The sequence below is a fragment of the Streptomyces sp. NPDC048424 genome, assembly GCF_040651555.1.
Taxonomy (GTDB): domain Bacteria; phylum Actinomycetota; class Actinomycetes; order Streptomycetales; family Streptomycetaceae; genus Streptomyces.
Map to the genome: position 1 here is coordinate 128,884 of NZ_JBEZKE010000008.1, position 24,837 is coordinate 153,720.

The window sequence follows — 24,837 nt, forward strand, 5'->3', positions numbered from 1 at the left end:
GGCCGGTGCGACCTAGCGTGGAGGGAGCGCGGATTCCCCGTCGCCCCGCGCCCCACCCTCATCGAGGACTGATCCCATGCCGATGCAACCCTGGTTCCCCGATGCCAAGTTGGGCATCTTCGTCCACTACGGCATCTACGCCGTCGACGGCGTCCCCGAGTCGTGGTCGATGTACACCGGGCAGGTGCCGCGCGAGCGGTACATGCGGCAGCTGGACGGCTTCACCGCGTCCGCGTACGACCCGAAGGCGTGGGCGGAGCTGTTCGCCCGCGCCGGCGCCCGGTACGCCGTGTTGACCGCGCGCCACCACGACGGTGTGGCCCTGTGGGACACCGACCAGGGGGACCTGAACGTCGCACGGCACACCCCCGCGGGGCGTGACCTCGTGGCCGGATACGCCGAAGCGCTGCGCGGGCACGGCCTCAAGGTCGGCCTGTACTACTCGCACTCCGACTGGAGCCACCCCGACTACGCGAGCGTGGTGCACCCCGCGCCACCGAACGGGGACGTGGCCACCCACCCCTTCGTCACCCCGAAGGACGGGGTGGCCGACCCGGCGGCCTGGGAGCGGTTCGTCGCCTACCGCGACGCGCAGGTCGGTGAGCTCGTCTCGCGCTATCGCCCCGACCTGCTGTGGTTCGACGGCGAGTGGGAGCGCAGCGAAGAGCAGTGGGGCATGCGGGCGCTGTCCGAGCGGATCCTCGCCGGGAACCCGGAGACGGTCCTCAACGCGCGCCTGCTCGGCCACGGCGACTACGCCACGCCCGAGCAGGGCGTGCCGCTGCTCCCCCCGGACGGGCCGTGGGAGCTGTGCCTGACCGTCAACAACTCCTGGGGGTACCAGCACCAGGACCACGACCAGAAGTCGGTCCGTCAGCTGGTGCGCCATTTCGCCGAGACGATCGGCATGGGCGGCAATCTGCTGCTGGCCGTCGGACCGCGCGAGGACGGCACGATCCCGGCGGAGCAGGTCGAGCGGCTGGAGGGCCTCGGGTCCTGGATCGCCGAGCACTCCGCGGCCGTGTACGGGACCGTGGCCGGCCTGCCGGCCGGACACCACTACGGCCCGAGCACCCTCTCCGCCGACCGGCGCACGCTCTACCTGGTCTGCTTCGACGCCCCCCGGGAGTCGGTCTCGCTGCGGGGCCTGCGCAACCGGGTCGAGCGGGTGAGCGTGCTGGGCACCGGCACCGGGCTGGCCCACCGGGTCACCGGCGGCCTCGGAGACGTACCGGGCGTGCTGTGGATCGACGCACCGGAGGGGGCGGACGTCGACGAGCGGGCGACGGTGCTGGCCGTCGAACTCGACGGTGAGCTCGACCTGTACCGGGGCACCGGCCGGGACTGACCCCCGTCGGCCCCTGTCGGCCCCGGTCAGCCCCAGTCGGCTCCTGTCAGCCGCCGGCGCGGACGGCACGCGGAGACGCGCCCAGTTCGCGCCGGCACGCCTTGTTGAAGGCCTGCAGATCGTCGATCCCGACGGCCGCCGCGACCGCCTGGATCGACAGCGTCGACTCCCGCAGCAGGTGCCGCGCCCGCTCCATGCGCCGCCGCCGGATGTACGCCACGACCGTCCCGCCGGTCTCCGCGCGGAAGAGCCGGATCAGATGGTTGTGCGACACGCCCGCGGCCCGCGCCACCTGGGGCACGAGCAGCCGCTCCGCGAGATGCGACTCGATGTAGGCGACCGCGCCGGCGAGCGAGGCGTGCGGACCGCTGTCCCGCCCCGCCGGCTCGGCGAGTTCGGCCAGCCGCCACAGCGCCGACCACACCTCGGCGTCGGCCCGGCGCGGACTGCTCGGCGCCGCCGCGATGGCCCGCAGCAACACTTCGGAGAAGGCCGGGGTCCGCGCCCCGGCGTCCTGGACGACGGGCAGGGCCACCGGCTCCCCCGCGCCGGGCAGCCGCAGGTGCACGTACAGGTGCTCGGACCGCCCGCGGTAGCGGTAGCGCACCTCGGCCCCCGGCGGGACCAGACTGACGTGCCCGGGCCGGACGGCGTGGAGCACGCCGTCGACGACGAGTTCGGCGCTGTACCGGTAGAGGTGAAGCTGCCACAGGTCCGGCAGCCGGAACACGTCGACCGGGCTGGTCGTCCCGTGGACTCCCACCCCGAGGCTCAACACCCGCGGCGGCTCGTCGAGTCGTACCGCGCAGACCCGCCCCGGCCGCACCCAGACACTTTCCGTCACGCAAAAAAATTTACCAGTACCCACGAGCTTCCCCTCGCGCCCCGACTTTCGACAGGTGCGGCGCGGCGCCGCTACTCGTCGGTGGACAGGCCGGAGCGGAACGCGATCCGGGCCGCCTCGACCCGGTTGGACACCCCGAGCCGGGCGAGGAGCCGGGTGACGTGCGCCTTGACCGTGTTCTCGGTCATCCCCAGTTCGGCCCCGATGTCCGCGTTGGACAGGCCTCGCCCGAGGAGCCGCAGCACGTCGGTCTGGCGGCCGGTCAACGACGCGACCCGCGGGTCGTCCTCGGCGACCGGCGGGCTCTGGTCGCGGGTGGCGAGGTCGATGACGTGGCCCGTCACCGTGGAGCCGAACACCGCGTGGCCCGCGGCGATGCTGCGCAGCGCGCCGAGCAGGTCCGCCGGCGGAGTGTCCTTGACCAGGAATCCGACGGCCCCGGCGGCGATCGCCTGCTCGACGTACTCGTCCTCGCCGAAGGTGGTGAGGACGAGTACGGCGGGCGGCGACGGCAGCTCCCGCAGCCGCCGGGTCGCGGCGATGCCGTCCATGCCCGGCATCCGCACGTCCATCGCCACGATGTCGGGGAGCAGCCGGCGCGCGTGGTCGCCGCAGGTCGGGCGCGGACTCGATGATCAGCCGCAGCCCGTCGCGCACGGCGGGGTCGTCGTCCGCGATCAGGACAGTGATCATGACCGGTGCCTCATGCCCCCATGCTCGCCCGGATCGGAGGCACGGGCGACGGCAGGGACCGTACGGGTGAGCGCCGCGGGCCGCTCGCCGTGCTCCGGTCACCCCGACTGGCTACCGTGACGGCATGGCCGCTACACCGCTCTCCCGCTGGCCACCGAGGCGGGTGGACGCCCTGGTCACGGTGGTGGTGGTTGTCCTGGGCATCGTCGATGCCTGGGTGAAGCCGTCCAGTGGGCTGTTGACCGGGCTGCCCACGCCGGTGATCGCGGCCTGCGCCGCGGGCGTCGGCGTCACTCTGTGGTGGCGCAGGCGATGGCCGTACCTCGTGGCCGACTTCGTGATCGTCATGCACGTGGTGTCCTTCACCCCGGTGGCCCTGGCCGCCGCGATGTACACCGTCGGCAGCCTCGACCGGCGGCTGAAGGTGCTCGTGGCCTACGGCGTGGTCGGATTCGCCGCCGGTCTGGCGGGACTGCGCGGCGGGCTGCCGAACGCCGGGGTGCGGGAGGCCGGGTACTCGCTGGCGGCCATCGTCGGGCCCTTGGCCGTCGGCTACGCGGTCGGCGTACGGCGTGATCTGACGGCGGCCGTGCAGGCCCGGGTGGCGGACCTGGAGCGGGAGAACCTGCTCCTCGACGAGCGGGCCCGGGCCGAGGAGCGGTCCGAGATCGCCCGGGAGATGCACGACGTGGTGGGCCACCGGGTCAGCAACATGGTGCTGGCCGCGGGAGGCCTGGCGATCGGGGCGTCCACCGGCCCCGCGGAGACGGCGCGCGCGGCGGAGCTGATCCGGTCGGACGGACGCCAGGCGCTGGAGGAGCTGCGCGAGATCCTGGGGGTGCTCGCGCCGGGCCGGGCGGCCGCCGGGCCGGCGACCGGGACCTCCGAGCCGGACGTGGACCTGACCCGGCTGGTGGCCCACGCGCGCGAGCGGGGGCAGCAGGTCGCGCTGCGGGTGAACGGCTACCCCGAGACGCTGCCGCTGCCCGTCCAGCGTGCGCTCCACCGGGTCGTACGGGAGTCCCTGACCAATGCCGCGAAGCACGCCCCCGGCGCCGACGTGCGCGTGGAGCTGGACTGCCGGGCCGACGGCGTCCACCTCGACGTCGTCAACACGGCGCCCACGCGGGCGCCGTCGGACGACCTGCCCAGCGGCGGGCACGGTGTCGTCGGCCTGACCGAGCGCGTCGCGCTGCTCGGCGGGACACTGACCGCGGAGCCGCGCGACGGCGGCTTCCTGGTCTCGGTCTTCGTCCCCCACCGCCGGGGAGCGCCCGCACGAGGAGCCCCATGAGCATCCGTGTCCTGGTCGCCGACGACAACGAGATCACCCGTCGCGGTCTGCTGTGGATCCTCGGCACCAGCGGCGACATCGAGGTGTGCGGCGAGGCGACGGACGGCGAGGAAGCCGTCGTCCGCGCCGGCGAGACGGGGCCGGACGTGGTCCTGCTCGATGTCCGGATGCCCGGGGTCGACGGCATGACCGCACTGCCCCGACTGCTCTCCCTGCCGCGGCCGCCGAAGGTCCTGATGCTCACCACGTTCCACGAGGACGAGCAGGTACGGACGGCACTGCGGGCCGGGGCGGCCGGGTTCCTGCTCAAGGACACCCCGCCGGAGGACCTGCTGCGGGCGATCCGGGACGTGCACAGCGGGCACGGTGCCCTCGGCCCGCCCGTGGCCAAGCGGCTGGTGGACGGGCTCGCCCGCAGTTCGCCGGCGGTCGACGCCGAGGAGCGGGCCCGGCTCGACTCGCTCACCGCGCGCGAGCTCGACGTCCTGCGGCTGCTCGCCCGGGGACTGACGAACAGCGACATCGCGGCCGAACTCGGCACCACGGAGGGAACGGTCAAGGGTTACGTGAGCGCGGTGCTGTCGAAACTCGGCGCGCAGAGCCGGGTCCAGGCGGCGCGGGTGGCCTACCGCGCGGGCCTGGACACGGCCTGAGCCGGCCGCCCGGCCTCAGCCGAGGCGGACCAGCACTGCGGCCGGGCACCCCGGGCGCCCCCGGACCCCTACTTTCGTCACCTCCGACGCCGACGAAGGACACTCCGGCGGGCCCCGACGGACCGGGACCATGGAATGAGTGACGGAGCGGACCTGACGGAGCGGACCCCCGGGTCCCGCCGACAGGGGTGGATGGCAGGGCCGCCGTGGGGGCCACGGAGGACGTTTCGCCTGTTCGGGCGCACCAAGATTCGGAGCTGATCATGAACGCACACAGCGGCGTCGCCGTCCTGCCCCGCCATCCCCGCGCCGCGGCCGACGCCCGGAACGTGCTGGGCCGGATCGCGCCCGTCGGAAACGACGAGGTCGACATGGCAGCCCTGCTCCTGAGCGAGGTCGTTTCGAACGCGGTCCGGCACGCCGGCGGACCGGCCATCGAGGTCGCCGTCGGTTACGACCAGGGCGCCGGTGTGGTCACCGGCGCGGTCTTCGACACGAATCCCCGCATGGGCTCGGGTGCCCGGTCCAGCCGCGACGAGGCGGACGCCGACGAGACGGAGACGGAGATGGAGACGGGTCGTGGGCTGGATCTTCTTGATGCGGTGGCCGGGGCTTGGGGCGTGGCCACCGTGGGTGACCGGGGCAAGTGGGTCTGGTTCCAGGTCCACGCCGCCTGACACGCCGTAGCAGGGTTTCTTGACCCAGAGGTCTGGACCGGTCCTGCGCGAGGCGTTAGCGTCGGGCCCGAAGCATAGAAAGCGCTTTCTACGACCTGCTCGAGATCGGAAAGTCAGAGATCACATGCGGCCCTCACCTTCCCCCGTCACCACCCTGACCACTGACGAGACGGGCTTCCTGCGCAACGGCCGGCCCCACCGGATCGTCTCCGCGGCGATCCACTACTTCAGGGTCCACCCCGACCTCTGGTCCGACCGGCTGCAGCGGCTGCGCGCCATGGGCGTGAACACCGTCGAGACGTACGTCGCCTGGAACGCCCACGAACCGAAGCCCGGGGAGTTCTCCTTCGACGGGCCCGAAGACGTGGCCGCGTTCATCCGGCTGGCGGGGGATCTCGGCCTCGACGTCATCGTCCGGCCGGGCCCCTACATCTGCGCCGAGTGGGACTTCGGCGGGCTGCCCGGCTGGCTGCTGGCCGACCGTACGATCCGGCTGCGCCGCACCGACGCCGGCTACCTGGCGGCGGTGGACGCCTGGTTCGACGAGCTCATGCCCGTGCTCGTGCCGCTGCTCGGCAGCCGGGGCGGACCGGTGGTGGCCGTCGGGATCGAGAACGAATACGGCAGCTTCGGCAACGACACCGCCTATCTCGAACACCTCCGGGACGGACTCGTCGCGCGAGGGGTCGACTGCCTGCTGTTCACCACGGACGGCGCCGACCACGGCTTTCAGCTCGGCGGCCGGATCCCCGGCGTCCTCACGACCGGCACGTTCGGCTCCCGCCCCGAGGCCTCCCTCGCCACCCTGCGCGCCCACCAGCCGCAGGGCCCGCTGGTGTGCGTCGAGTACTGGCACGGGTGGTTCGACCACTGGGGCGAGCCCCACCACACCCGCGACCCCCAGGACGCCGCCACCACCCTGGACAGCCTCCTCGCGGCCGGCGCCTCCGTGAACATCTACATGGGGCACGGCGGCACCAACTTCGGCTGGTGGAACGGCGCCAACCACGACGGCGCCACCTACCAGCCGGACGTCACGAGCTACGACTACGACGCCCCCGTCGGCGAAGCCGGTGAACTCAACCCGAAGTTCCACCTCTTCCGCGAGGTGATCAGCCGCCACACCGGTCCCGTCGCCCACGAGGCACCCGCGCTGCCGCCACGCCTGGCACCCCGGACGCTCACCGCCGACGGGCACGTCTCCCTGGCGGACTCGCTCGACGTCCTCTCCAAGGCGCAGCACCACGTCGAGCCGCTGACCATGGAGGAAGCCGGCCAGTCGCTCGGCCTGATCCACTACCGGACCCGGCTGCGCGGTCCCCTCCCCAAGACGGAACTGCGCATCGACGGGCTCGCGGACCGCGCCCAGGTCTTCCTCGACGGCCGGGAGATCGGCGTACTGGAACGCGACAGGCCGCTCGAAGCGCTGGACGTCGCGGTGCCCGACGCCGGCGCGCGGCTCGACGTCCTGGTCGAGAACCAGGGCCGGATCAACTACGGCCCCCTGCTGGCCGACCGCAAGGGCATTCGCGACGGGCTCCGCCTGGACAACCAGTACCAGTTCGGCTGGGAGATCCGCCCCCTGCCCCTCGACGACCTCACCGTCCTCGCCTTCGCTCCCGCCCCCGTCACCGACGGCCCCGCGTTCCACCGCGCCACCGTCCACGTGGACGCGCCCGCCGACGGATTCGTCGAACTGCCCGGCTGGACCAAGGGAATGGTCTGGCTCAACGGCTTCGCCCTGGGCCGGTACTGGGAACGCGGCCCGCAGAAGACCCTGTACGCGCCCGGCCCCCTCTGGAAGGCGGGGGCCAACACCCTGATCGTCCTCGAACTCCACACCCCGGGCAGCGTCATCGAGATCCGCGACACCCCGGACCTGGGCACGCCGGCGGACGCCCCCATCCCCGCCTGGTAGCAACCGTGGTGCTTGCGCCCCTCGCCTGGAGGTCTCGGCCTTGGGGAGGGGAGCACGGCCAGGGTCCAGTCCTCCGGCACGTCCGCCCGGCCCGGCCAGTGCCGGCGGAAGTCCCGTGAGACACGGCGGTCGCTCGTCAGCGCTTCGATCACCGCGCGCAGGCATCCGGAGTCGAACAGCGACGGCATGGGTGCTCCCCTCACTTGTTGGTTCGCGCCCGGGTCCCCTGGCGGACGGCGGGGGACGCGACCTGCCCCCGACCGTCCGTCGCGCAGCCTGCCCGGTGGCGTGATCAGGAGTCGGAGCGGAATGCTCCGTGGACGCGCAGGTCGCCGTTGATCGCCACCTTCCCGTCGTTCGTGTGCATGATCCAGTCGCCTCCGCCGCGGACCGACAGATGGGCTCCGGCGTTCACCTTCCCCTGCAAGCGCGACTCGCCTTGAACGCGCAGCATGCCGAGGGTGGTGAGGTCTCCGGTGACAGTGACCGTGTGGTCCGCCTTCACCTCGCCCTCGGCATCCAGGCGGCCGTGGACGATCAGCCGGGGCGGGCCGTCCTGCGTCTCCAGCACGTTGTCGACGCTCAGCCCGCCCTGGAGGGTGAGACGTTCCTTGACCTGGGCCCGGTGGGTGACCAGGTCGTTCAGGTCCGCCTTGTCGGCCGCGACGGTCCCCCACTGGCGGCTCCCGGCGCCCTGGAACACGTTCATCCCGGAGGCGGGGAACTCTATCCATCCGTCGGCGGCCGTACGGCCCTGCACCCACTTGGTGTTGATGCCGTTCAGGTCCGCCAGGTCAGCGGCCACGGTTCCCCAGTCCTGCTTTCCGTCCTTGCGGACGTTCACTCCCGACTGCGGGAACTCGACCCACCCCTTGCCCGAGTCCCGGTCACCCACCCACTGGGTGTTGATGCCGTTCACGCTGATCTTGTCGGCCGTGACGGTTCCCAAGTCGCTCCCACCGCCCCGGCCGACCCTGATTCCGTCGGACGGGAACCCGATCCACCCGGCGTCGCTCTCGCGCCCCCGGACCCACGCCGCGGTCACGGTCTCGACGTCGGCCTTGGCGGCCGAGAGGGTACCGAGGCCGCCCGCGGGGTCGCGGATCTGGGCGCCCTGCGGGGTGAAGATGATCCGGCCCTTGTCCGTCGTGCCCTCGACCCACGGGCTGCGGATACCGCTCGTCGCGGTGACGCTCTCGAACTCGGGGCTGCGCAGGTGGACGGTGGTGGTGAGGAAGTACCCGGGCCGCTGCCCGCCCGGGGAGGTGGCGATCAGGGTGTACGTGGCGTCCCGCTTCGGCTCCTGGCCCGCCGCCGGCGACCACTGCCAGCCGGTCGCGCCCTGCGTCGGCGTGACCGTCTCCGGCGGGCCGTCCGGACCCTGGATCCGGTAGGTGAGGGTGTCGGGCCCGTCCCACTGCAGGACGACGTCCTGGCCTCCGGCCACCAGGGACTGCTTGGCACGGAAGTTGCGCGGAACCTTGGGCAGCTGCTTCAGCAGGCTCAAGGTCACGGGGCTCTTCCGCACGAAGGCGCCGTTCGCGGCCCTCTCCGTGACGCTGAGCAGCACCAGCCCCGATGCGCTGGAGACGGGGAAGCCGTCCAGGACCAGGGCCATGGAGCCGGCCTCCCGGAACAGCGTGTTCGGCTGGGCGGTCACGGTGAGGACACCCGTGTTGTCGTCCCAGCCGACGATCGGCTCCTCCCCCTTCTTCGTCGCGGTGTTCCGCTCGACCCGCGCGGTGATCGTCTTCGGGTGCGCCGTCAGATCACCGTCCGCCTGGCCGCAGGGCACCCGTACCTCGATGGAGTACCAGATCACCTCGTCCATGGTCGGGTTGGAGACGACGATGTAGACCGATCCGTGGCGTTCCTCGCCCGCGACCGGCACCTGGAGCGGAGCCGGATCGGTGAGTATGTCGTAGTGCAGAGAAGCCATCGCTGAAGACCCCCTGTTTGCGCTGTCCACGCTTGCCCCCGACGGGCGCAGCTCCTTCAGCAGAGCACTTATCGGACAACCCGATACCCGGATCCTCCCTAACCGGCGCGAAACAGATGTCCAGTGGCCGAATCGGGAATCTCCTACTTTCCGAGAGCGCCGCTCACTCTCCGAGGAGGCGGCGCGCTTCCGAGAGCAGGCGCAGGAGTTCGGTGCGCGAAGGGTCGTCCGGGGTGTCCGGGGCCGGCCGGGGCGCGTAGGTGGTGAGGACGTGCAGGGCGACGGCGGCCTGACGGGCGAAGAGGCCCAGCAGGTCGAGCTCCGGCAGGCCGGACCGGGCCTGTGGGGACGGGTCGAGCACCTCCAGGACGCCGAGGACCCGGTCCCTGCGGATGAGCGGGGCGGCCATCAGCGCGTTCGGTACGTAGCCGGTGGACTCGGCGATGTCCCGGTCGAAGGAGGCGCTGTCGTGCAGGTCGTCGACCACCATCGGCTCCCCCGATGCGGCGACCCACCCGGCGATCCCCCGGCCCGCCGGGAACCGCCGCCCCACCAGGAACTCTTGTCCCTGCCCGGAGACGGCCTCGAAGATGAGCTCGTCCGCCGTGGTGTCCAGGAGCATGATGGAGCTCGCCTGCGCGCCGAAAATGGCGCGCGCGGTGTCCACCACCGACTGCAAGAGCTCCGCCACGGCCGGATCAGGCCGGGGTGCTGCGGACACGGCAGGGGCGATCGTCTGAGCCATGGGGCTTCCCTTCCGGCGCCGGTCGTTACCGGCGTCCGTGGACACGGACGTTGGCTGCGGACAGGTACAGGGCGTTCTTCAGCTGGAACGGCGTCAGCCGGGGTCCGCTCGACAGGATCCGCGCGCAGAGCCCCGCGATGAACGGGGTGGCGAAGCTGTTGCCGGAGGTACGGATCGACGTGCCGCCGAGCCATGCCACCTGGACCTTCTGACCGGGGGCGAAGAACTCCACCGGGGGCTCGGGGTTGTAGAGGTGCAGATCCGGGTCGTCCTCCTGGTGGCTGCCGACCGAGATCACCGAGGAGAAGCGCCAGGGAAAGCTCTCCACGTGCGTGTTGTGCGCAGAGGCGACGATCACGGTCTGCTGGAAGTACGCCTCGTCGGCCAGTCGGCGCAGCTCGTCCACGAAGCGGTCGTGGGTGGTGGACAGGCTCAGGTTCACCACGTCGAACCGCTGGCGCACGGCCCACCTGATCCCTTCGAGCAGGACGTCCCCGCTGCCGGAGAACCGGTCGCCGAGCACCCGGATGCTGGACAGCTCGCAGTCCGGCGCGGTGCGCCGGATGATCCCGGCGCATGCGGTGCCGTGACCGCAGGTGTCCCCCTCCTCCGTCTCCTCGACGTGGACCCCGTCGTCGTCCTTGAAGACCCGCCATGACCGGGCGACCGGGCCGACCATGGGGTGGTCCCGTTCGACACCCGAATCGACCACGCAGACGCGTACGCCGCGCCCGGTCCCTCCGACGAGACCCGTCTCGGGCGGATCCGGCGGAGCGTCGGCCTCCACGGGTACGTCCGCGGGGCCCCGCCCTCGCAGGCCCCAGATCAGTGCGGGCGCCGGTTGCTGCGCGGTGGTCATCGTGGCGCTCCCTTTCCGGCTCCGGTGACTCGTCCGACGGCGGGGCCGGGCCCGGGCGAGCGGCCCTGGCAGCGGGAGACCACGGCCTCGGCCTGGCGTACGGCGGGGAGATGGCCCTTCACCGCGAAGCGCCGGCGGGCGCGCGTCGCCGCCGCGGCCGCGTCGCCCGGGCGGCCCAGCGCGAGGGCGGTACGGGCGAGGTCGAGGGCGGCGACGCCCTGGACGATGGGCGAGTCGGTGCGGGCGGCGGTGGCGAGCGCCCTGGCGGCCAGCCGGGTGGCGGTCGCGGCCTGCCCCCGCGCGGCGGCGATCCGGGCGCGCAGGCCGTCGAGGTCCGCCGACTCGGCTCGCGGTCGGGCCGGTTCGGCCCGCTCCCCCGCCAGTTCGGCGAGGGTGCCGCGGGCGGTACGCCAGTCGCCGAGGTCCAGCCGGATGCGGGCGGCGTCCAGCAGGGCACTGCGCAGCAACGCCGTGGCGCCCAGGTCCCGCGCGGCGGCGGCGGCCCGCTCCAGGCTCCGGAGCGCCTCCTCCCGGCGGCCGGTCAGGTCGGCCACGGTCGCGGTGAAGATCGGCAGGAAGGCGTCGGCCTCGGCGTAGCCGAGCCTCTTCGCGAGGTGCTCCGCCTCCGCGAGACAGGCCAGGGCCCCGTCACGGTCGTCGTGGAGGGCCAGCACCACCGCCAGCGGGCAGTTGAGCGTCAGCCGAACGGCCCGGCGGCCGGCCCCCTGGTCGGCGAGGAGCTCGCGGCAACGGGCCACCGCGGCCGCGACCGGCTGGGGGCCGCGCCAGAGCGAGACCCCCGTCGCGCCGAGGGCGGCGGCCCGCTCCGGCTCCGCGTCGGCGCGTACGGCGTGGTCCAGCGCGCAGGCGAGCAGCCGCTCCGCCGCCCGATGCCGGCCCTGTTCCTGGGCGTGCTGGGCGAGCCGCAGGCAGGCCCTGGCCTGGCCGAGGTCGTCGCCGGCCGCCGCGAAGACCGGCAGGGTGGCGCCGGCGGCCTCTGCCGGTGACTCGTCCGCTCCCGCGGAGCGGCCGACCGAGGCCAGGGCGAGGCGGGCGTGCGCGGTCTCCACCGCCTCCCCGCCGCCGGCCGGGTCCTCGGCCAGCACCTCTTCGAGGAGCGCTCTGCCTTCCGTGCCGCGCCCCAGGTCCAGCAGCGTCTGGCCGAGCCGCCGGCGTGCCGCCGTACTTCCCGGCTCGCCGGCCGCATACCGGGCCGCGGCCCTGGACAGTACGTCGGCTGCCCAGACGGGGTCGGCGTGGGCCAGCGCCAGCCGCCCGGCCTCGGCGAGCGCGTCGGCGGCGCGCCGGCGCAGCCCGTCGGTGTGTGCGTCCTGGGCGCCCAGCTCGACCCGATAGCGGTACGCCTGTTCCAGATGGCCCCCGACCGCCGCGCTGCCGCGCTGCCGGACCGAGTCCAGTCGGGCCGCCCGTTCGTGCCGGTCGGCCCGGTCCTGCTTGGACTGGCTGGCGTAGACGACCTCCTGGATCAGCCCTCCGGCGAAGCGGAACGCCCCACCGTCCGGCCTGATCAGGCGGTGCCGGACCAGCCGGTGCAGGATGGGCCGGAGCTCGGTCCCGGTCCACGCCGGTGCGGGTTGTCCGTCGAGCGCCGTCAGTTCGTCGGCGGTGAAGTCGCCGCCCAGGACGGACGCCAGGCCCAGGGCCCGGTGCTCGGGCGCGTCGAGCGCGTCGATCCGGGCTCCGATCAGGGCCTGGAGCGGGAGCGGGACGCTGTCCTCATCGACGGGGTTGCCCGCGAGCAGCAACTGCTCCAGGTGCAGCGGGTTTCCGCCCACCCGTGCCAGGACCTGGGGGCCGAGCGGCTCGCCGTGCGCCGTGCCACCGGTCAGCTCGGCCGCGAGGAGCTGTGCCTCGGTGTCGGCGAGACCGCCGAGCGGCACGCTGTCCGCGGCCAGCTCGGGTCGTACGTCGAACAGTTGGGGACGGGTGAGCAGAATGATCAGGACGGCCGCGCCGGTGAGCGCCCGCAGCAGCCTGTCGAGGGTGTCGAAGAGCGGCTGCGCGGCCCAGTGGCAGTCGTCGATCACCAGCACCACGGGCTCCGCTTCGCAGAGCCCGGCAAGGACCTTGGCGAGCGCGGCGCAGGTGTCCGCCGGCGACGGGTTGGGTGTCCCGTTCAGGAGCAGGCCCTGGTGGAGCAGGTCCAGTTCGGGCGAGGGTACGGCCGTGCCGACGCTCCTCAGCAGGTCGGCCACGGCGTCGGCGAGCGGTCCGAGGCTGGGCTGTTCGCCACGGGCCCGGCAGCGCCCGACGCCGTGACGTGGACCGTCGGCCGTGGCTGTGGCCGTGGCCGTGGCCCTGTGGAGCCACTCTCGCAGGAGCCTGGTCTTGCCCTGGCCGGCCTCCCCGCCGACCACCATGCGCTCGGCCCGGCGGGTCCGGACCACACGCTCCAACGTCTGGTCGATCAGGGCGAGTTCGCGGACCCGGCCGATGAATGCGAGGTCGAAGCGGCGCAGCGCCTCCGGGCCCTCCTCCTCGTCCAGGCCGAGCAGGCGGTGCGCGGTGACCCGGTCGCTCTTGCCCTTGAGGAGGAGCGGGCCGGTCTCCGTCGTCCGGACGCCCGGCCCGGCGGCCGCCAAGGTGTCCGGTCCGATGAGGATCTCCCCGGCTGCGGCGTTCTGCTCCAGGCGCGCGGCGACGTTGACCACCTCGCCGGAGACCATGGCCTGCCGCAGGGTTGCCGAACCCGTGACCACCTGACCGGTGTTGAGGCCGATGCGCATCTCCAGCCGGACGCCCACGCCCTGCTCCAGCCGGACGTTGAGCCCGGCGAGCGCCTTGCGCATGGCCAGGGAGGCGGCGACCGCCCGGCGGGCGTCGTCCTCCCGCACGGTCGGCATGCCGAAGACGGCCATCACGGCGTCCCCGATGAACTTCTCGACGGTGCCGCCCTGTTCCTCGATCCGCAGCCTCATCAGGTCGAACCAGCGGAGCGTCACCGAGCGCAGGGTCTCCGCGTCCAGAGCTCCGGAGAGCGCCGTGGAGCCGACCAGGTCGCAGAAGAGGACGGTCACCACCTTGCGGCCGGTCGGCTTGGCCGTGACCGGCCCGAGGGCGCACGGGCTGCCGCAGTAGGGGCAGAACCGGGCGTCGGGCGGCAGTGCGCTCCGGCACGAGCTGCAAGGCATGGATTCCTCCGGTGGACGCGGGACGGCGGGGCGGCCGGGGGTCAGAAGAGAGCGCCGCCCGCCACGTCGGCGTGGGCCTGCACCTCGGGGGCCGCCGCGTCGAGCCGCCCCCTGATGTCGACGAGCAGAGCCAGTTCCTCCGGGGCCAGCGCGCGCAGGACCTCGTATTGCTCTTCGCTGAGGGCGTCGAGGTCGAACCCCGCGGCGGCCAGCGCCTCCAGGGTGGGCTCGGACGGGGAAGCACCGGACGGAGCATCTTCGGACGGGGGCTCGTCGTACGGCATGGTGTCCTCGGTCACGGGTGGCCTCCGGGGTCGGCAGCGAGGGAGAGGAAGAGCCGGATGAGCAGGTTCGCCGTGTGCAGCGCGCTGACGGAGACGGCGGTCTGCTGGGCCGGGGGCGGCGCGATGTCGTCGAGCACCCGGTGAAGGTCGTCGAGGTGGCCGCCGTCGAGCTCGGCGTGTTCCCTGAGGGTGCGGAACGCGCCGTCGGGGAGGCCGGTGGCCTCGGCGAGGCGGTCGGCGAGCCGGGGCCCGGGGGCGTTGCCCTCCAGGACCGCGATGTACCCGAGCAGCGTGACGGGGTGCTCGTGCTCGATCCGGTAGTACTGCGCCCCGGCGAGTTCGACGACGACGGGGGGCGGCACGGCGGCCGGCCCGGAACCGGCGGCGGCGAGGTCTTCGAGCAGCCAGGTGTCGTGGTCGCGCTCTTCCTCGGCGTGGCGGGCGTAGTACGCCGCGAGGGTCCGCGCGGCCGGGTCGTCCAGCTCGGCGCACCGCTCGGCGGCCCGCTCCAGCAACGGCACCGAGGCCCGTACGAGCGCGTGCATGGCTGCCAGGTAGCGGGGGTAGCGCTGCCGTAGTCCCTCCGGTCGCCAGAGGACCGCGGTCGCGGCCCTCAGCACGGTGGTGGTGGGTGTGAGCTTGGTCCTGAGCGCGAGGGATGCGGTGGCGGTCATCGACGGCTCTTCTCGTCTGCGGGAAGCGACTCGACCAGGTGCGCGTAGCGGGCGCAGCCCAGGCGACCGACCAGGGCGGCGGGTCCGGCGGCGAGCTGCTGCTCCGCGCTGAGCCGGTCGAGGAGTTCACCGACCCGGCCGCCGGCGTCGCGGGCCGCGCCCGCGAGGACGTCGGGGCGGTCGGCGAGTGCGTGACAGCTCTGGCAGTAGCCGGCCGGGGCGGGCGAGGTCTCGTAGCGGGCGTGCAGCCGCTGGGGGCCGACGGAGCGCAGCATCCGCAGCACCGGGGAGCCGAGGGAGCGCTCGCGGACGGCCGGCCAGTCGTCGTCGGCGATGTGTCCGAGCCGTAGGTGCCGGGGAACGGGGCGGCGGTCCACCGTCCACTGGTTGCAGCAGGCGGCCACGGTCCCGTCGTAGGCGACCACCGGCCAGGCCGCGAGGGTGCAGGGCGTCGCGCGGGAGCCGTCCGGTCCGGCCGGTGTCGCCCGGACGAGGCCCGCGGCGCGGCCGAGCGGGCGGACCTCGTTGACGAGCATGGGGACCCGGCCGGCGAAGACGCGGCGGACGTCCGCGACGGCGTCCGCCAGATACGGGTCGTCGGCTCCGGTACCGGTGAGGTGGATGCTGGCGGGGATCCCGGCGTCGAGCACGGCCCGGAGGGCGCGCAACACCTCCGTACGCGGGACCTCGCGCTCGTGGTGGACGTCCAGGCTCGCCGAGAAGTGGTCGAGGGACGTGATCGCTCGCATGATCCGGTCCGGGATGCGGCCGTCACGGGCGAAGAACATTCCGCTGAGCAGCGCCACGCGGGAGCCCGCGGCGCGGGCGAGAGCGGCCAGGCGGGCGGCCAGTTCCGGCAACAGCAGCGGTTCGCCGCCGGTCAGCATGACCACCTCGGGGCGGTCCTGCGCGCCGAACGAACCGATGAAGCGCAGCAGGTGTTCCGGGGCGGGCTCCTCGGAGGCCGCCATGGAGGAGCTGGTGGAGCAGTGTGCGCAGCTCATGGGGCAGCGGCGGGTGAGCGCCACCAGCAGGCCACCGCAGGGCACCGGCCGCAGGCCGATGAGCTCCGCGAGCTCCATGTCTCCTCCTGCGTGCTCGTGCCGCGCGCTCGTGCCGCGCGCGGATCATGGCCCCGATCGTGCCCGCGCGCGGCAGACTTCCGGTTCACGAACGCCTGGTGATCGGTTGGTCCGCAGGTCGACGCGGTCGGGCGCCGGGGCGGGGCGGGGCGTTCGGCGGGGTGCGGGGGGCGTACCGCGTCCGTGCGCTCGGCGTATACCGGCGCCGAACCGGTGGCCAGGCGTTCCCGTACCGGGTCTCCGTACGTTTCTTCTCAGCCGGCGGAACGACGCCGTCAAACAAGGAGGACGAACATGCCCGAGAACACGAACCCCGAGACCGAGAACGAGGACATCGAGGTCGTCGCCCACGGCGAGGACGAAGAGGCCGAGGCCGGTTGCGTCGTCAACCACTCCCACGAGCTCTGACAGTTCGTCACCGAGCCTGAGCACCGCGCGGGCCCCCCGGCTCTCGGCAGATCCTGCCCTGAGCCGGGGGCCCGCGGCCACCCGGGCACCGGAACCGGAACCGGAACCGGGAATCGCCCACCGCCATCGCCACCGAGGGAGCGGCACGTCGTGAAGATCCTTCTCTGCCCGCTCAGTGACGGCGGTTACCTCTACCCGGCGATCGCGGCCGGCCGGGAACTACGGCGCCGGGGCCATGACGTCAGCGTGCTGGGCCGCTCCACCGCGGAGGCCGTCGCGGCCGACGCCGGACTGCCGTTCGCGGCCGCGGAGGACTTCGGCGGCCGCCGGGCGTTCTCCGCCACGTGGTGGGGGCCGACCGGTGCGGCGCAGTACCGGGCGACCGTACGCGCGGCCCGGGAGACGGGGGCCGACCTGCTGGTCACCTCCGTACTCTGCAACGGCGCCCTGCTCGCCGCAGAGACACTGGACATCCCGGTGGTGGTGGTCGGGCTCTCGGTGCACCTGTGGGACTACCGGGCCGGCGGCGACGACGAGCCGCACCTCGGACGGACCCGGCAGAGCCGGACCCAGGACTGCCTGCAGATCTACACCGACCTGCGGGAGCAGGCCGGTCTGGCGGGGCGTGCCTCCCGGTGGGGGGACGAACCGCTGCTGGGCGACGCGCTGCTGCTGCGCGGGGATCCGGAGCTGGAGTATCCGGGTGCGCAACTACCCGAGCGGGTCCGGCACGTGGGGCCGCTGTCCTGGGAACCCACGCCCGACCCGGCGGAGGTCGAGGCGATCGGGGAGCACCTGTCGCGGTCCGGCAAGCCCGTCGTCTACGTCCATCTCGGCCGCTCCTTCGAGGGCAAGAGCCTGTGGCCGCGGCTCAACGAGGCTTTCACCGGAAGCCGGTTCCAGGCCGTCGTCGAGCAGGGCCGCTCGACCGACCCACGGCCCGCCCCGGGTGCCGACATCCTGCTGGTCCGCAAGCGGTGGATGGCCCCGCTCGTCGACCGCGCCGGCCTCGTGCTGAGCAGCGGCACCTCCGCGCCCGTGCTGGCCGCACTCCTTAGCGGCCGGCCCCTCGCACTTTCGCCCAACGGCTCCGAGCAGCCCCTGCTCACCGGCGCCTGCCTGCGGGCCGGCCTGGCCGTGCACTTCCCGAAGAGCCCGTCCGTGGCGGCTTCGGCGCTGCTGGAGTCCGCGTGGCGGGACGACGGTCTGCGGGATCGCGCCCAAGTGCTCGGCAGCAGGCTGGCGGCACTGGACAGCGCGGCACGCGCGGCCGACGTCGTCGAGCGGGTGGCCGGGGCAACCGCCGCCCCTTCGGCCGAGGCGTCCGTTTCCTCAAAGGAGAACCATGAGTACGCGATCAGTAGGCCTGGATGAGGCCGTGACCCGCCTGTCGGTGGGTGCGCGGCGGTGGATGGGACTGCATGCGGCCTACCTCGACTCCCCGGCCGCGCACGCCGAACTGCCGGTGACCCCGCGCGTGAAGGCCCTCCTGCAGCTCGCGATGCTCCGCCGCTACTGGGCGAAGTGTGCGCCGGCGGACCCCTCCCTGGCCGAGGTGACCGGGGTGGTCGAACAGGTCTGGCAGCGCCCCGAGTTCCCCCGGCTCCTCACTCTCGAGAGCAGGCACGCACGGCAGTTCGAGCTCATGTACGCGGCGCTGGCCCCCGCCGGGGCCGCCACCGACGCACCCCGTGCCGTGCTGACCCGGCTGGCGGCCGGCAGCTACCTGACGCCGGGCCGCAAGCCGCCGTTCCTGCACCTGGAAGCCAGGTTCTACGCCGATCTCGCGGGCGCCCCGCACCGGTTCGCCTCGTACGAGGAGCTGTACGAGGCCAGTCCGCTCCCCCGCGCCGCCACGCTGCCCGTGGCCGACCTCGACGGCTGCCAGGTCGCGCACACCCTCTTCTACCTCAGCGACTTCGGCCTGCGCGATCCCCGCCTTCCCGAGGAGGAACGGGGGCGGGCGCTGCGCGTGGTGGAACGGCTGACGGACCACTGCGTGGGCCTCGGCGACTGGGACGTCACGGCAAAGCTGCTGCTCGCCCAGTACTGCCTGGGCGCGGATCCGCTGCGCACCCCCTCCGGCGCGGCCGGCCTGCGGATGCTCGCCGCGGCCCAGGCCCCCGACGGGGCGATCCCCGGACGCTCCGCCGCCGAGCGGGCCTCGGCGGACACCACGCCCGTGGAGTACTTCCGGAAGTCCTACAAAGTGACCCTCGTCGTGGCGCTGATGACGCTTTTCGTCACCGGCGGCCGGACCGACGAGCCCGCCCTGACAGCGGCAACGGCAACGGCAACGGCAACGGCAATACGGGAGACCCTGTGAGCATCGACCAAGCGGTGAATATCGGCCTGCCCGTGAACCTCGGCCCGGCCGACCCGCCCGAGCCGCTGCCCTCCGGCGCCCGCCTCCTGAAGGGCGAGCGGAACTGGTGGTTCCTGGGCCCGGGCGGAGTGGCCCGTCTCCGCGACCGGCACGTCACGGCCAACGGGGCCCTGCTCCCCGATGCGGAGCAGCGGCTGCACGAGAGCGGCATGTTCACCCCCGGCCGGATCAGCGCCTACTCGCTGACCGTCCTCACCAGCACCCACTGCAACCTGGGCTGCGGGTACTGCTTCCAGAACACCGCCCAGGACCAGCTGGGCGGCAGCCGGCCGCCCCGGATCGCCCAGACCCGCCTCACCTCGGAGACCATCACCGAGATACTCGGCTTCACCGAGCGGCAGATGGCCGCCGTCGGCCTGGACAAGCTCAGGATCCTGCTCTTCGGCGGGGAGCCCCTGCTCAACCCGCGCGGCTGTCTGGAACTGCTGGAGCGGGCCGCGGAGATCGCGCCGACCTCGGCCTGGATGATCTCCAACGCCACGCTGCTCACCCCGTCCCTCGCCCGCCGGCTCGCCGACCTGGGACTGACGTCCGTCCAGGTCACCTTCGACGGCGACCGCCCCGACCACGACCGGATCCGGATCGGCCGGGCGGACGGCGGCGCCACCTTCGACAAGATCGTCGGCAACATCGCCAAGGCCTCCGAGAACACTCCGCTCCAGTGGACGCTGCGTGTGAACGTCTCCCAGGAGACCTTCCACGGGGTGGACTCCCTGATCGACCGGCTCGCCGCCGCGCTCGACCCCGCCCGGTGCACGCTGTACTTCGCCCGGATCGGCGACGTGGGGGTCGGGTACGCCAACAGTCTGCTGCACACGGGCGAACTCCCGGCCGCCTTCACCCGGTGGCAGCGCCGGGCGCTCGACCTCGGCTTCACGGTGACCCGCCCCGGCGCCCGCAAGACCTGTGTCACCTGCGGTCACACCGAGGGCCGCTACGGCGCGGTGGTGAGCGCGGACGGCACCCTGGCCAGCTGCTGGGAGACCGCGGGCAAACCCGACTGGGAGGTCGGCACGGTCAGCGACGGCTATCTGCCGGGCGCGGAGACTCGCGAGCGCTGGATCGCCTGCCAGGACCTCTACCGCTTCGACGAGGACGCCCGGACGCTCGCGCGGTTCCGCGACTCCGTCGACACGGCCCTGCTCGACTACCTGCAAGAGACGGGGCGCCTGTAGTCATGTCGTCACCCCTGGAGCGGCTCTCCGCCGGCGCGCTCGGCTGGCTGGGCGGGAATCTCGACTACTTCGACCCGTTCTCGGCGAGCTCCGGGTCGGCGACCCACGGAAAGGCCAAGGCGGCGCTGGAACTGGCGCTGCTCTGCCACTGCGCGGCCCGCCTGGCCGACCCCCCGCAGGCGCTGGGCGAGGCGGGGGCCCTGGTCCGCAAGCTCTGGCAGGACCCGGACCTGCCGCGGCTGTTCGCGGACGTCCCGAAGTACGCGTCCACGTACGGGTTGATCTATGCCGCGCTGGCCCCCGACGCGATCGACGGCACCCAGGTCCGGGCGACGCTCGCACGACTCGACCCCGAGTTCCTCTCGCCGCGGGGGAAGTCCCCGTACCAGCGCATCGAGATCCGCCACTACGCGGACAAGGCCGGTGTCCGCCACACCGTCGAGCCGTACGCCGAGCTCCTGCCGCACAGCCCGCTCGTCGCGTTCCGCGCCGCCGAGCCGGGGGACGGGGCGCCGCTCACCGAACCGCAGGCGTACGCCGTGACGCACACCGCCTTCTATCTCGGCGACTTCGGCCGGACCGCCCCCCGGCTGGGCGAGGACGCCCTGGCGCACGCCCTGGACCTGGTCGACCGGCTGCTGCGCCACTGCGTCGAGCACGAGCGGTGGGACCTGGCCGCGGAGCTGGTCCTCACCCGGTTCATCCTGGGGAGCGAGCCGCTGGACACGCCCTCGGGAGCCGCGGCCGTGGAGTGCCTGGTGCGGGCCCAGCGGCCGGACGGGGCGATCCCGGGGCGGTCGGCGGCGCTCGCGGCGCACCCGTCGGCCTCGGGCGGGGAGTTCTTCGGGAAGGCGTACCACACGACCCTCGTCACCGCCCTCATGGCTCTGATCGTCTCGTCGCCGAGGCCGTCATGACACCGCGGCTGACGCTGATCAACCGCGACTACACCCGGCTCTGGTTCGGCCAGGCCGTCTCGTCCGTCGGGGACGCCGTCTTCAGCACGACGCTGGTGCTGTGGGTGGCCACCGTGCTGGCGAGGGATGAGTCGTGGGCGCCGGTGGCGGTCAGCGGCATCGTGATGGCGTCGAGCGTCGCCGTGCTGGTGATCGGTCCGCTCGCGGGCGTGTTCGTCGACCGCTGGGACAAGCGCGCCACCATGCTGCGTACGGAAGTGCTCCGCGGCGGGCTGGTGGCCGTGCTGACGGCCGTCACCTTCCTGCCGGCCGGCGCCCTCCCGACCGGTGTCTGGCTCGCCCTGATCTACGCGACCGTGCTCCTGCTCCACGCGGCCGGCCAGTTCTTCTCCCCGGCGCGCTTCGCGGTCCTCGCGGACCTGGTGACCGGGGACGCCGACCGCGCCCGCGCGGCCGGCATCGCACAGGCGACCGGTGAGACGGCCTGGATCATCGGGCCGCCCCTCGCCGCGCCGCTGCTGTTCGCCGCCGGGCTGCAGTGGGCCCTGCTCTTCAACGGCCTGTCGTACGCGCTGTCCTACGTCGCGATCCGCTCCATCGGCGTACGTGAGCCCCGCACGGGCTCCGCCGGACCGGGCGGCGCGCAGAAGCCAGCCCGTCGACAACGGGCCGGGCTGCGGCGGGAGTTCACGGACGGACTGCGCTTCTTCGCGGGCAGCAGGTTCCTGGTGGCGCTGCTCGTGCTCGCCGCCATCGGCCAGCTCGGGGTCGGGGCACTGGGAACCCTCAACATCTTCTTCGCCACCGACAACCTCCACGCGGACGCCCACCTCTACGGATACCTCGGCATGGCCATGGGTGTGGGCGGCATCGTGGGAGCCCTGAGCGGGGGCCGGGTGGTGCAGTGGCTCGGGGCGCGCAGGACCACCTGGATCGGCCTGCTGGTGAGCGGTGTGCTGCTGGTCGCCTACTCCCGGCAGACCGGCTTCCTGGGCGGTGTCGCCCTGCTCTTCGTGTTCACCGTTCCGCTCACCATGCTGAACACCGCGATGTCACCGCTGCTGCTCGCGGCGGCGCCCCCGGACTACCGGGGCCGGGTGATGGCCGTGTTCTACCCGGTGACGAGGCTGGCATCGATGATCTCCGCGGCCCTTTCCGGCTGGCTCGCCGGATCGGTGCTGCGGGACGTCGGGGGCTCGCTCGGCGGGCTCCGGTTCGGCCCCGTCGACACGATCATCGCCGCGTCGGGGCTGATCGTCCTCTTGGCCGGCGTCTTCGCGATGGCCGCCCTGCCCGGCGCGGAAAGCGCCGAGAAGCCCGTCGAGGAGGCCGTCGAGAAGGCCGCCGATATGGCCCCCGAGAGAGCCGGCGAGAGATCCGGCGATGACGCGGCCGTGCCACCCGGTGGCCGCCCGCCCGCGCCGCACCACGTTTCCCGACCGAAGACCCGCCCGTTCGCGCACGGACCGCGCGGCGGACGGCTGACACGAAAGAGGACGGACATGCCCGAGACCGAGACGACGGACCCGGAGCCGAACGAGAGGGAGGACATCGAGGTCGTCGCCCACAACGACGACGAGGAGCTCGCCGCCTGCGTCATCAACCGCTCCAACGACCTCTGACCCACCGACGGATGAGGGAGCAACGAGTGATCCCGGAGCCCCGCCGCTATCCGCACGCGGAGCGGCAGGACGTCGTCGAGGAACTGCACGGTCTGCGCGTCCCCGACCCGTACCGCCGGCTGGAGGACGCCGAGTCCCCTGCGACGCTCCGCTGGGGCGCGGAGCAGGACACGCTCTACGCGGCGGAACGGGCGTCCTGGACGGACCTGGAGCGCTGGCAGGCGGAGGTGGCGGCGATCGACGCCGTGGACCGCGTCCTGTCTCCCAAGGTCCGCGGCGGCAGGGTCTTCTGGCTACGGCAGGAGGCCGGTCAGGAGCATCCGGTACTCATGGTGGCGCAGGCCGGGGCGGACACGACGGAGCGGGTGCTGCTGGACCCCAGTGCCCTCGACCCGTCCGGACGCACCGTGCTCGACGCCTGGGAGCCCTCCGTGGAGGGCGATCTGCTGGCCTTCCAGGTGTCCCGGAACGGCACGGAGGACTCGCTGCTCCGGGTGCTCGACGTGGCCACCGGGAAGGTCGTCGACGGGCCGGTGGACCGGGTGCGGAGGTCGTCGATCGGCTGGCTGCCCGGCGGTGAGGCGTACTACTACGTCAGGAACCTCGACCCCCGGCTGCACCCCGGCGAGGGGCGCTACCACCGCCGGGTGTGCCTGCACCGCGTCGGCACGGACCCCGAGGCGGACGCCCTGGTCTTCGGCGAGGGGCGGGACAAGACCCAGTTCTACAGCGTCTCCGTGACCGCGGACGGCCGCTGGCTCGGCGTCACGGCCACGCTCGGCACCGGCCGCGGCACCGATCTCTACCTGGCCGACCTGTCGGCGGGGCCGCTCGAGCGCCCGCAGCTGCGGCCCGTCCAGGAGGGCATGGACGCCGCCACCCGCCTGTACGCGGTTCCCGGCACCGGTCCGCGGGACCTGGTGTGGCTGCGCACCGACCGCGACGCCGCCCGCGGACGCGTCGTCGCGTGCCGGCCGGCCGAACTGCACCTGGGCCCCGGCGCCTGGCGCGAGGTGATCCCCGAACGGCCCGACGCGGTGCTGACCCACCTCGTCGTGCTGTCCGGTCCGGAACTCAAGCACCCGCTCGGCCTGGCCGCCTGGACCCGCGACACCGTGGCCGAGGTGACCGTGCACGACCTGGTCGAGGGGCGGCAGATCTCCACCGTCCCGCTGCCCGGCACCGGCGCGGTCGGCGACTTCTCGGCCGGGCCGCCCGGTGGCCACGAGGCCTACTTCGCCTACACCGACTTCGTCACCCCGCCGCGGGTGCTCCGCTTCGACGCCCGGACGGGTCGTGCGACGCGCTGGGAGCGCGACACCCCGGACGCCCCGGGCATCGGCGGCGCGGTCACCCGCCAGGTCGCCTTCCCCTCGCGGGACGGCACGACGGTGCGCATGTTCGTGATCTCCCCCACCGGCCGTCCGGACGTGCCGCGCCCCGCACTGCTCACCGGCTACGGCGGCTTCGGCAAGACGATGTCGCCCCGCTATCGCGCCCAGGTCCTCGCCTGGGTCAGGGCCGGCGGGGTGTTCGCCTGGGCGGGCCTGCGCGGCGGCGGCGAGGAGGGCGAGGCCTGGCATCTGGCGGGCAGCGGGAGGAACAAGCAGAACACCTTCGACGACTTCGCCGCGGCCGGCGACTGCCTGATCGCGGAGGGCTGGACCGGGCCGGGCCGCCTCGCGATCATGGGCGGCTCCAACGGCGGGCTGCTGGTGGGCGCCGCCCTCACCCAGCAACCGGGGAAGTACGCCGCCGTGGTGTGCATGGCCCCCCTGCTGGACATGGTCCGCTACGAACGGTCCGGCCTCGGGCCCAGCTGGACGCCCGAGTACGGCAGCGCGCAGGACCCCGCCCTGCTGCCCACGCTGTTCGGCTACTCCCCCTATCACCGGGTCACGCCCGGGACCGCCTACCCGGCGGTGCTGCTGGTCGCCGCGGACGGGGACACCCGGACCGATCCGCTGCACGCCCGCAAGATGTGCGCCGCGCTCCAGCACGCCTCTTCCGGCACCGGTCCGGTGCTGCTGCGGCTGGAGCGCGGCGTCGGTCACGGTGACCGGTCCGCGTCCCGCGCGGTGGCCCTGCAGGCCGAGTGCCTCGCCTTCCTGGCGAAGCAGGTGGGGCTCCCGGCCCCGGGACGTCCCGGTCCGGCGACCCCCTGAGA

19 protein-coding genes and 1 pseudogene are annotated in these 24,837 nt (G+C 73.3%); 11 read left to right on the plus strand and 9 right to left on the minus strand.

Going from position 1 to position 24,837, the window contains the following annotated elements:
- Positions 1 to 61: 61 nt before the first annotated feature.
- A pseudogene (locus AB0D29_RS14280) lies at positions 62 to 1,348 on the plus strand (alpha-L-fucosidase); the annotation flags it as partial.
- 46 nt (positions 1,349 to 1,394) lie between these two features.
- Here AB0D29_RS14280 and AB0D29_RS14285 read toward each other — a convergent pair.
- A complete protein-coding gene (locus AB0D29_RS14285) occupies positions 1,395 to 2,192 on the minus strand; it encodes an AraC family transcriptional regulator (RefSeq protein ID WP_362854202.1) in 798 nt (265 codons plus the stop codon).
- Positions 2,193 to 2,263: 71 nt separating this feature from the next.
- A complete protein-coding gene (locus AB0D29_RS14290; protein WP_362854406.1) occupies positions 2,264 to 2,764 on the minus strand; it encodes a response regulator transcription factor in 501 nt (166 codons plus the stop codon).
- Positions 2,765 to 3,009: 245 nt separating this feature from the next.
- Here AB0D29_RS14290 and AB0D29_RS14295 point away from each other — a divergent pair, with 245 nt between their 5' ends.
- From AB0D29_RS14295 to AB0D29_RS14310, 4 genes are all read left to right on the plus strand, one after another.
- Positions 3,010 to 4,179, plus strand: a complete 1,170-nt coding sequence (locus AB0D29_RS14295) for a histidine kinase (protein WP_362854203.1) — start codon at positions 3,010 to 3,012, stop codon at positions 4,177 to 4,179.
- Entirely contained in the window at positions 4,176 to 4,832 is a 657-nt protein-coding gene (locus AB0D29_RS14300) for a response regulator transcription factor (protein ID WP_362854205.1), read from the plus strand. Before AB0D29_RS14295 ends, AB0D29_RS14300 begins: the two co-directional genes overlap by 4 nt.
- Positions 4,833 to 5,095: 263 nt before the next feature.
- Positions 5,096 to 5,509 (plus strand): ATP-binding protein, encoded by a 414-nt coding sequence (locus AB0D29_RS14305; RefSeq protein ID WP_362854206.1) that lies wholly within the window; start codon positions 5,096 to 5,098, stop codon positions 5,507 to 5,509.
- 124 nt (positions 5,510 to 5,633) lie between these two features.
- Positions 5,634 to 7,427, plus strand: coding sequence for a beta-galactosidase family protein (locus tag AB0D29_RS14310; RefSeq protein ID WP_362854208.1), 1,794 nt, complete (start codon positions 5,634 to 5,636; stop codon positions 7,425 to 7,427).
- Positions 7,428 to 7,719: 292 nt separating this feature from the next.
- Here the strand turns inward: AB0D29_RS14310 and AB0D29_RS14315 are convergent, their stop codons facing one another.
- The 7 genes from AB0D29_RS14315 to AB0D29_RS14345 form a co-directional block, all read right to left on the minus strand.
- Positions 7,720 to 9,366: a hypothetical protein gene (locus AB0D29_RS14315; protein WP_362854209.1), complete on the minus strand. Its 1,647-nt coding sequence runs from the start codon at positions 9,364 to 9,366 to the stop codon at positions 7,720 to 7,722.
- 163 nt (positions 9,367 to 9,529) lie between these two features.
- Positions 9,530 to 10,111, minus strand: coding sequence for a GAF domain-containing protein (locus tag AB0D29_RS14320; protein ID WP_362854210.1), 582 nt, complete (start codon positions 10,109 to 10,111; stop codon positions 9,530 to 9,532).
- Positions 10,112 to 10,136: 25 nt separating this feature from the next.
- Positions 10,137 to 10,970 carry a S8 family serine peptidase gene (locus AB0D29_RS14325; protein WP_362854212.1) on the minus strand — a complete coding sequence of 278 codons (834 nt, stop codon included), beginning with the start codon at positions 10,968 to 10,970 and terminating at the stop codon, positions 10,137 to 10,139.
- On the minus strand, positions 10,967 to 14,122 hold the full coding sequence (locus tag AB0D29_RS14330) for an adenylate/guanylate cyclase domain-containing protein (RefSeq protein ID WP_362854214.1): 3,156 nt from the start codon (positions 14,120 to 14,122) through the stop codon (positions 10,967 to 10,969). Before AB0D29_RS14330 ends, AB0D29_RS14325 begins: the two co-directional genes overlap by 4 nt.
- Positions 14,123 to 14,163: 41 nt before the next feature.
- Positions 14,164 to 14,421, minus strand: coding sequence for an aroma-sacti cluster domain-containing protein (locus AB0D29_RS14335; RefSeq protein ID WP_362854216.1), 258 nt, complete (start codon positions 14,419 to 14,421; stop codon positions 14,164 to 14,166).
- Positions 14,418 to 15,080: a hypothetical protein gene (locus AB0D29_RS14340; RefSeq protein ID WP_362854218.1), complete on the minus strand. Its 663-nt coding sequence runs from the start codon at positions 15,078 to 15,080 to the stop codon at positions 14,418 to 14,420. Before AB0D29_RS14340 ends, AB0D29_RS14335 begins: the two co-directional genes overlap by 4 nt.
- Positions 15,077 to 16,162, minus strand: coding sequence for a radical SAM protein (locus AB0D29_RS14345; RefSeq protein ID WP_362854219.1), 1,086 nt, complete (start codon positions 16,160 to 16,162; stop codon positions 15,077 to 15,079). Before AB0D29_RS14345 ends, AB0D29_RS14340 begins: the two co-directional genes overlap by 4 nt.
- Before the next feature lie 558 nt (positions 16,163 to 16,720).
- On the opposite strand from AB0D29_RS14345, the gene AB0D29_RS14350 reads away from it, so the two are divergent.
- The 6 genes from AB0D29_RS14350 to AB0D29_RS14375 are packed head-to-tail and all read left to right on the plus strand — an operon-like array spanning position 16,721 to position 24,835.
- Positions 16,721 to 17,944, plus strand: a complete 1,224-nt coding sequence (locus AB0D29_RS14350) for a glycosyltransferase (protein ID WP_362854221.1) — start codon at positions 16,721 to 16,723, stop codon at positions 17,942 to 17,944.
- On the plus strand, positions 17,916 to 18,896 hold the full coding sequence (locus tag AB0D29_RS14355) for a hypothetical protein (protein WP_362854222.1): 981 nt from the start codon (positions 17,916 to 17,918) through the stop codon (positions 18,894 to 18,896). The genes AB0D29_RS14350 and AB0D29_RS14355 overlap by 29 nt, the downstream gene beginning before the upstream one ends.
- Before the next feature lie 32 nt (positions 18,897 to 18,928).
- On the plus strand, positions 18,929 to 20,131 hold the full coding sequence (locus AB0D29_RS14360) for a radical SAM protein (RefSeq protein ID WP_362854408.1): 1,203 nt from the start codon (positions 18,929 to 18,931) through the stop codon (positions 20,129 to 20,131).
- Positions 20,132 to 20,133: 2 nt separating this feature from the next.
- Entirely contained in the window at positions 20,134 to 21,048 is a 915-nt protein-coding gene (locus AB0D29_RS14365; RefSeq protein WP_362854224.1) for a hypothetical protein, read from the plus strand.
- Positions 21,045 to 22,670, plus strand: coding sequence for an MFS transporter (locus AB0D29_RS14370; protein ID WP_362854225.1), 1,626 nt, complete (start codon positions 21,045 to 21,047; stop codon positions 22,668 to 22,670). Before AB0D29_RS14365 ends, AB0D29_RS14370 begins: the two co-directional genes overlap by 4 nt.
- Positions 22,671 to 22,696: 26 nt before the next feature.
- Complete coding sequence (locus tag AB0D29_RS14375; protein WP_362854226.1) at positions 22,697 to 24,835, plus strand: prolyl oligopeptidase family serine peptidase; 2,139 nt, start codon at positions 22,697 to 22,699, stop codon at positions 24,833 to 24,835.
- Positions 24,836 to 24,837: the final 2 nt, after the last annotated feature.

Bases quoted from the DNA above. Each gene is read 5' to 3' on its own strand.
- AB0D29_RS14290 (WP_362854406.1), bottom strand. From the start codon at position 2,764: ATGGACGTGCGGATGCCGGGCATGGACGGCATCGCCGCGACCCGGCGG.
- AB0D29_RS14295 (WP_362854203.1), top strand. From the start codon at position 3,010: ATGGCCGCTACACCGCTCTCCCGCTGGCCACCGAGGCGGGTGGACGCC.
- AB0D29_RS14300 (WP_362854205.1), top strand. From the start codon at position 4,176: ATGAGCATCCGTGTCCTGGTCGCCGACGACAACGAGATCACCCGTCGC.
- AB0D29_RS14305 (WP_362854206.1), top strand. From the start codon at position 5,096: ATGAACGCACACAGCGGCGTCGCCGTCCTGCCCCGCCATCCCCGCGCC.
- AB0D29_RS14310 (WP_362854208.1), top strand. From the start codon at position 5,634: ATGCGGCCCTCACCTTCCCCCGTCACCACCCTGACCACTGACGAGACG.
- AB0D29_RS14315 (WP_362854209.1), bottom strand. From the start codon at position 9,366: ATGGCTTCTCTGCACTACGACATACTCACCGATCCGGCTCCGCTCCAG.
- AB0D29_RS14320 (WP_362854210.1), bottom strand. From the start codon at position 10,111: ATGGCTCAGACGATCGCCCCTGCCGTGTCCGCAGCACCCCGGCCTGAT.
- AB0D29_RS14325 (WP_362854212.1), bottom strand. From the start codon at position 10,970: ATGACCACCGCGCAGCAACCGGCGCCCGCACTGATCTGGGGCCTGCGA.
- AB0D29_RS14330 (WP_362854214.1), bottom strand. From the start codon at position 14,122: ATGCCTTGCAGCTCGTGCCGGAGCGCACTGCCGCCCGACGCCCGGTTC.
- AB0D29_RS14340 (WP_362854218.1), bottom strand. From the start codon at position 15,080: ATGACCGCCACCGCATCCCTCGCGCTCAGGACCAAGCTCACACCCACC.
- AB0D29_RS14345 (WP_362854219.1), bottom strand. From the start codon at position 16,162: ATGGAGCTCGCGGAGCTCATCGGCCTGCGGCCGGTGCCCTGCGGTGGC.
- AB0D29_RS14355 (WP_362854222.1), top strand. From the start codon at position 17,916: ATGAGTACGCGATCAGTAGGCCTGGATGAGGCCGTGACCCGCCTGTCG.
- AB0D29_RS14365 (WP_362854224.1), top strand. From the start codon at position 20,134: ATGTCGTCACCCCTGGAGCGGCTCTCCGCCGGCGCGCTCGGCTGGCTG.
- AB0D29_RS14370 (WP_362854225.1), top strand. From the start codon at position 21,045: ATGACACCGCGGCTGACGCTGATCAACCGCGACTACACCCGGCTCTGG.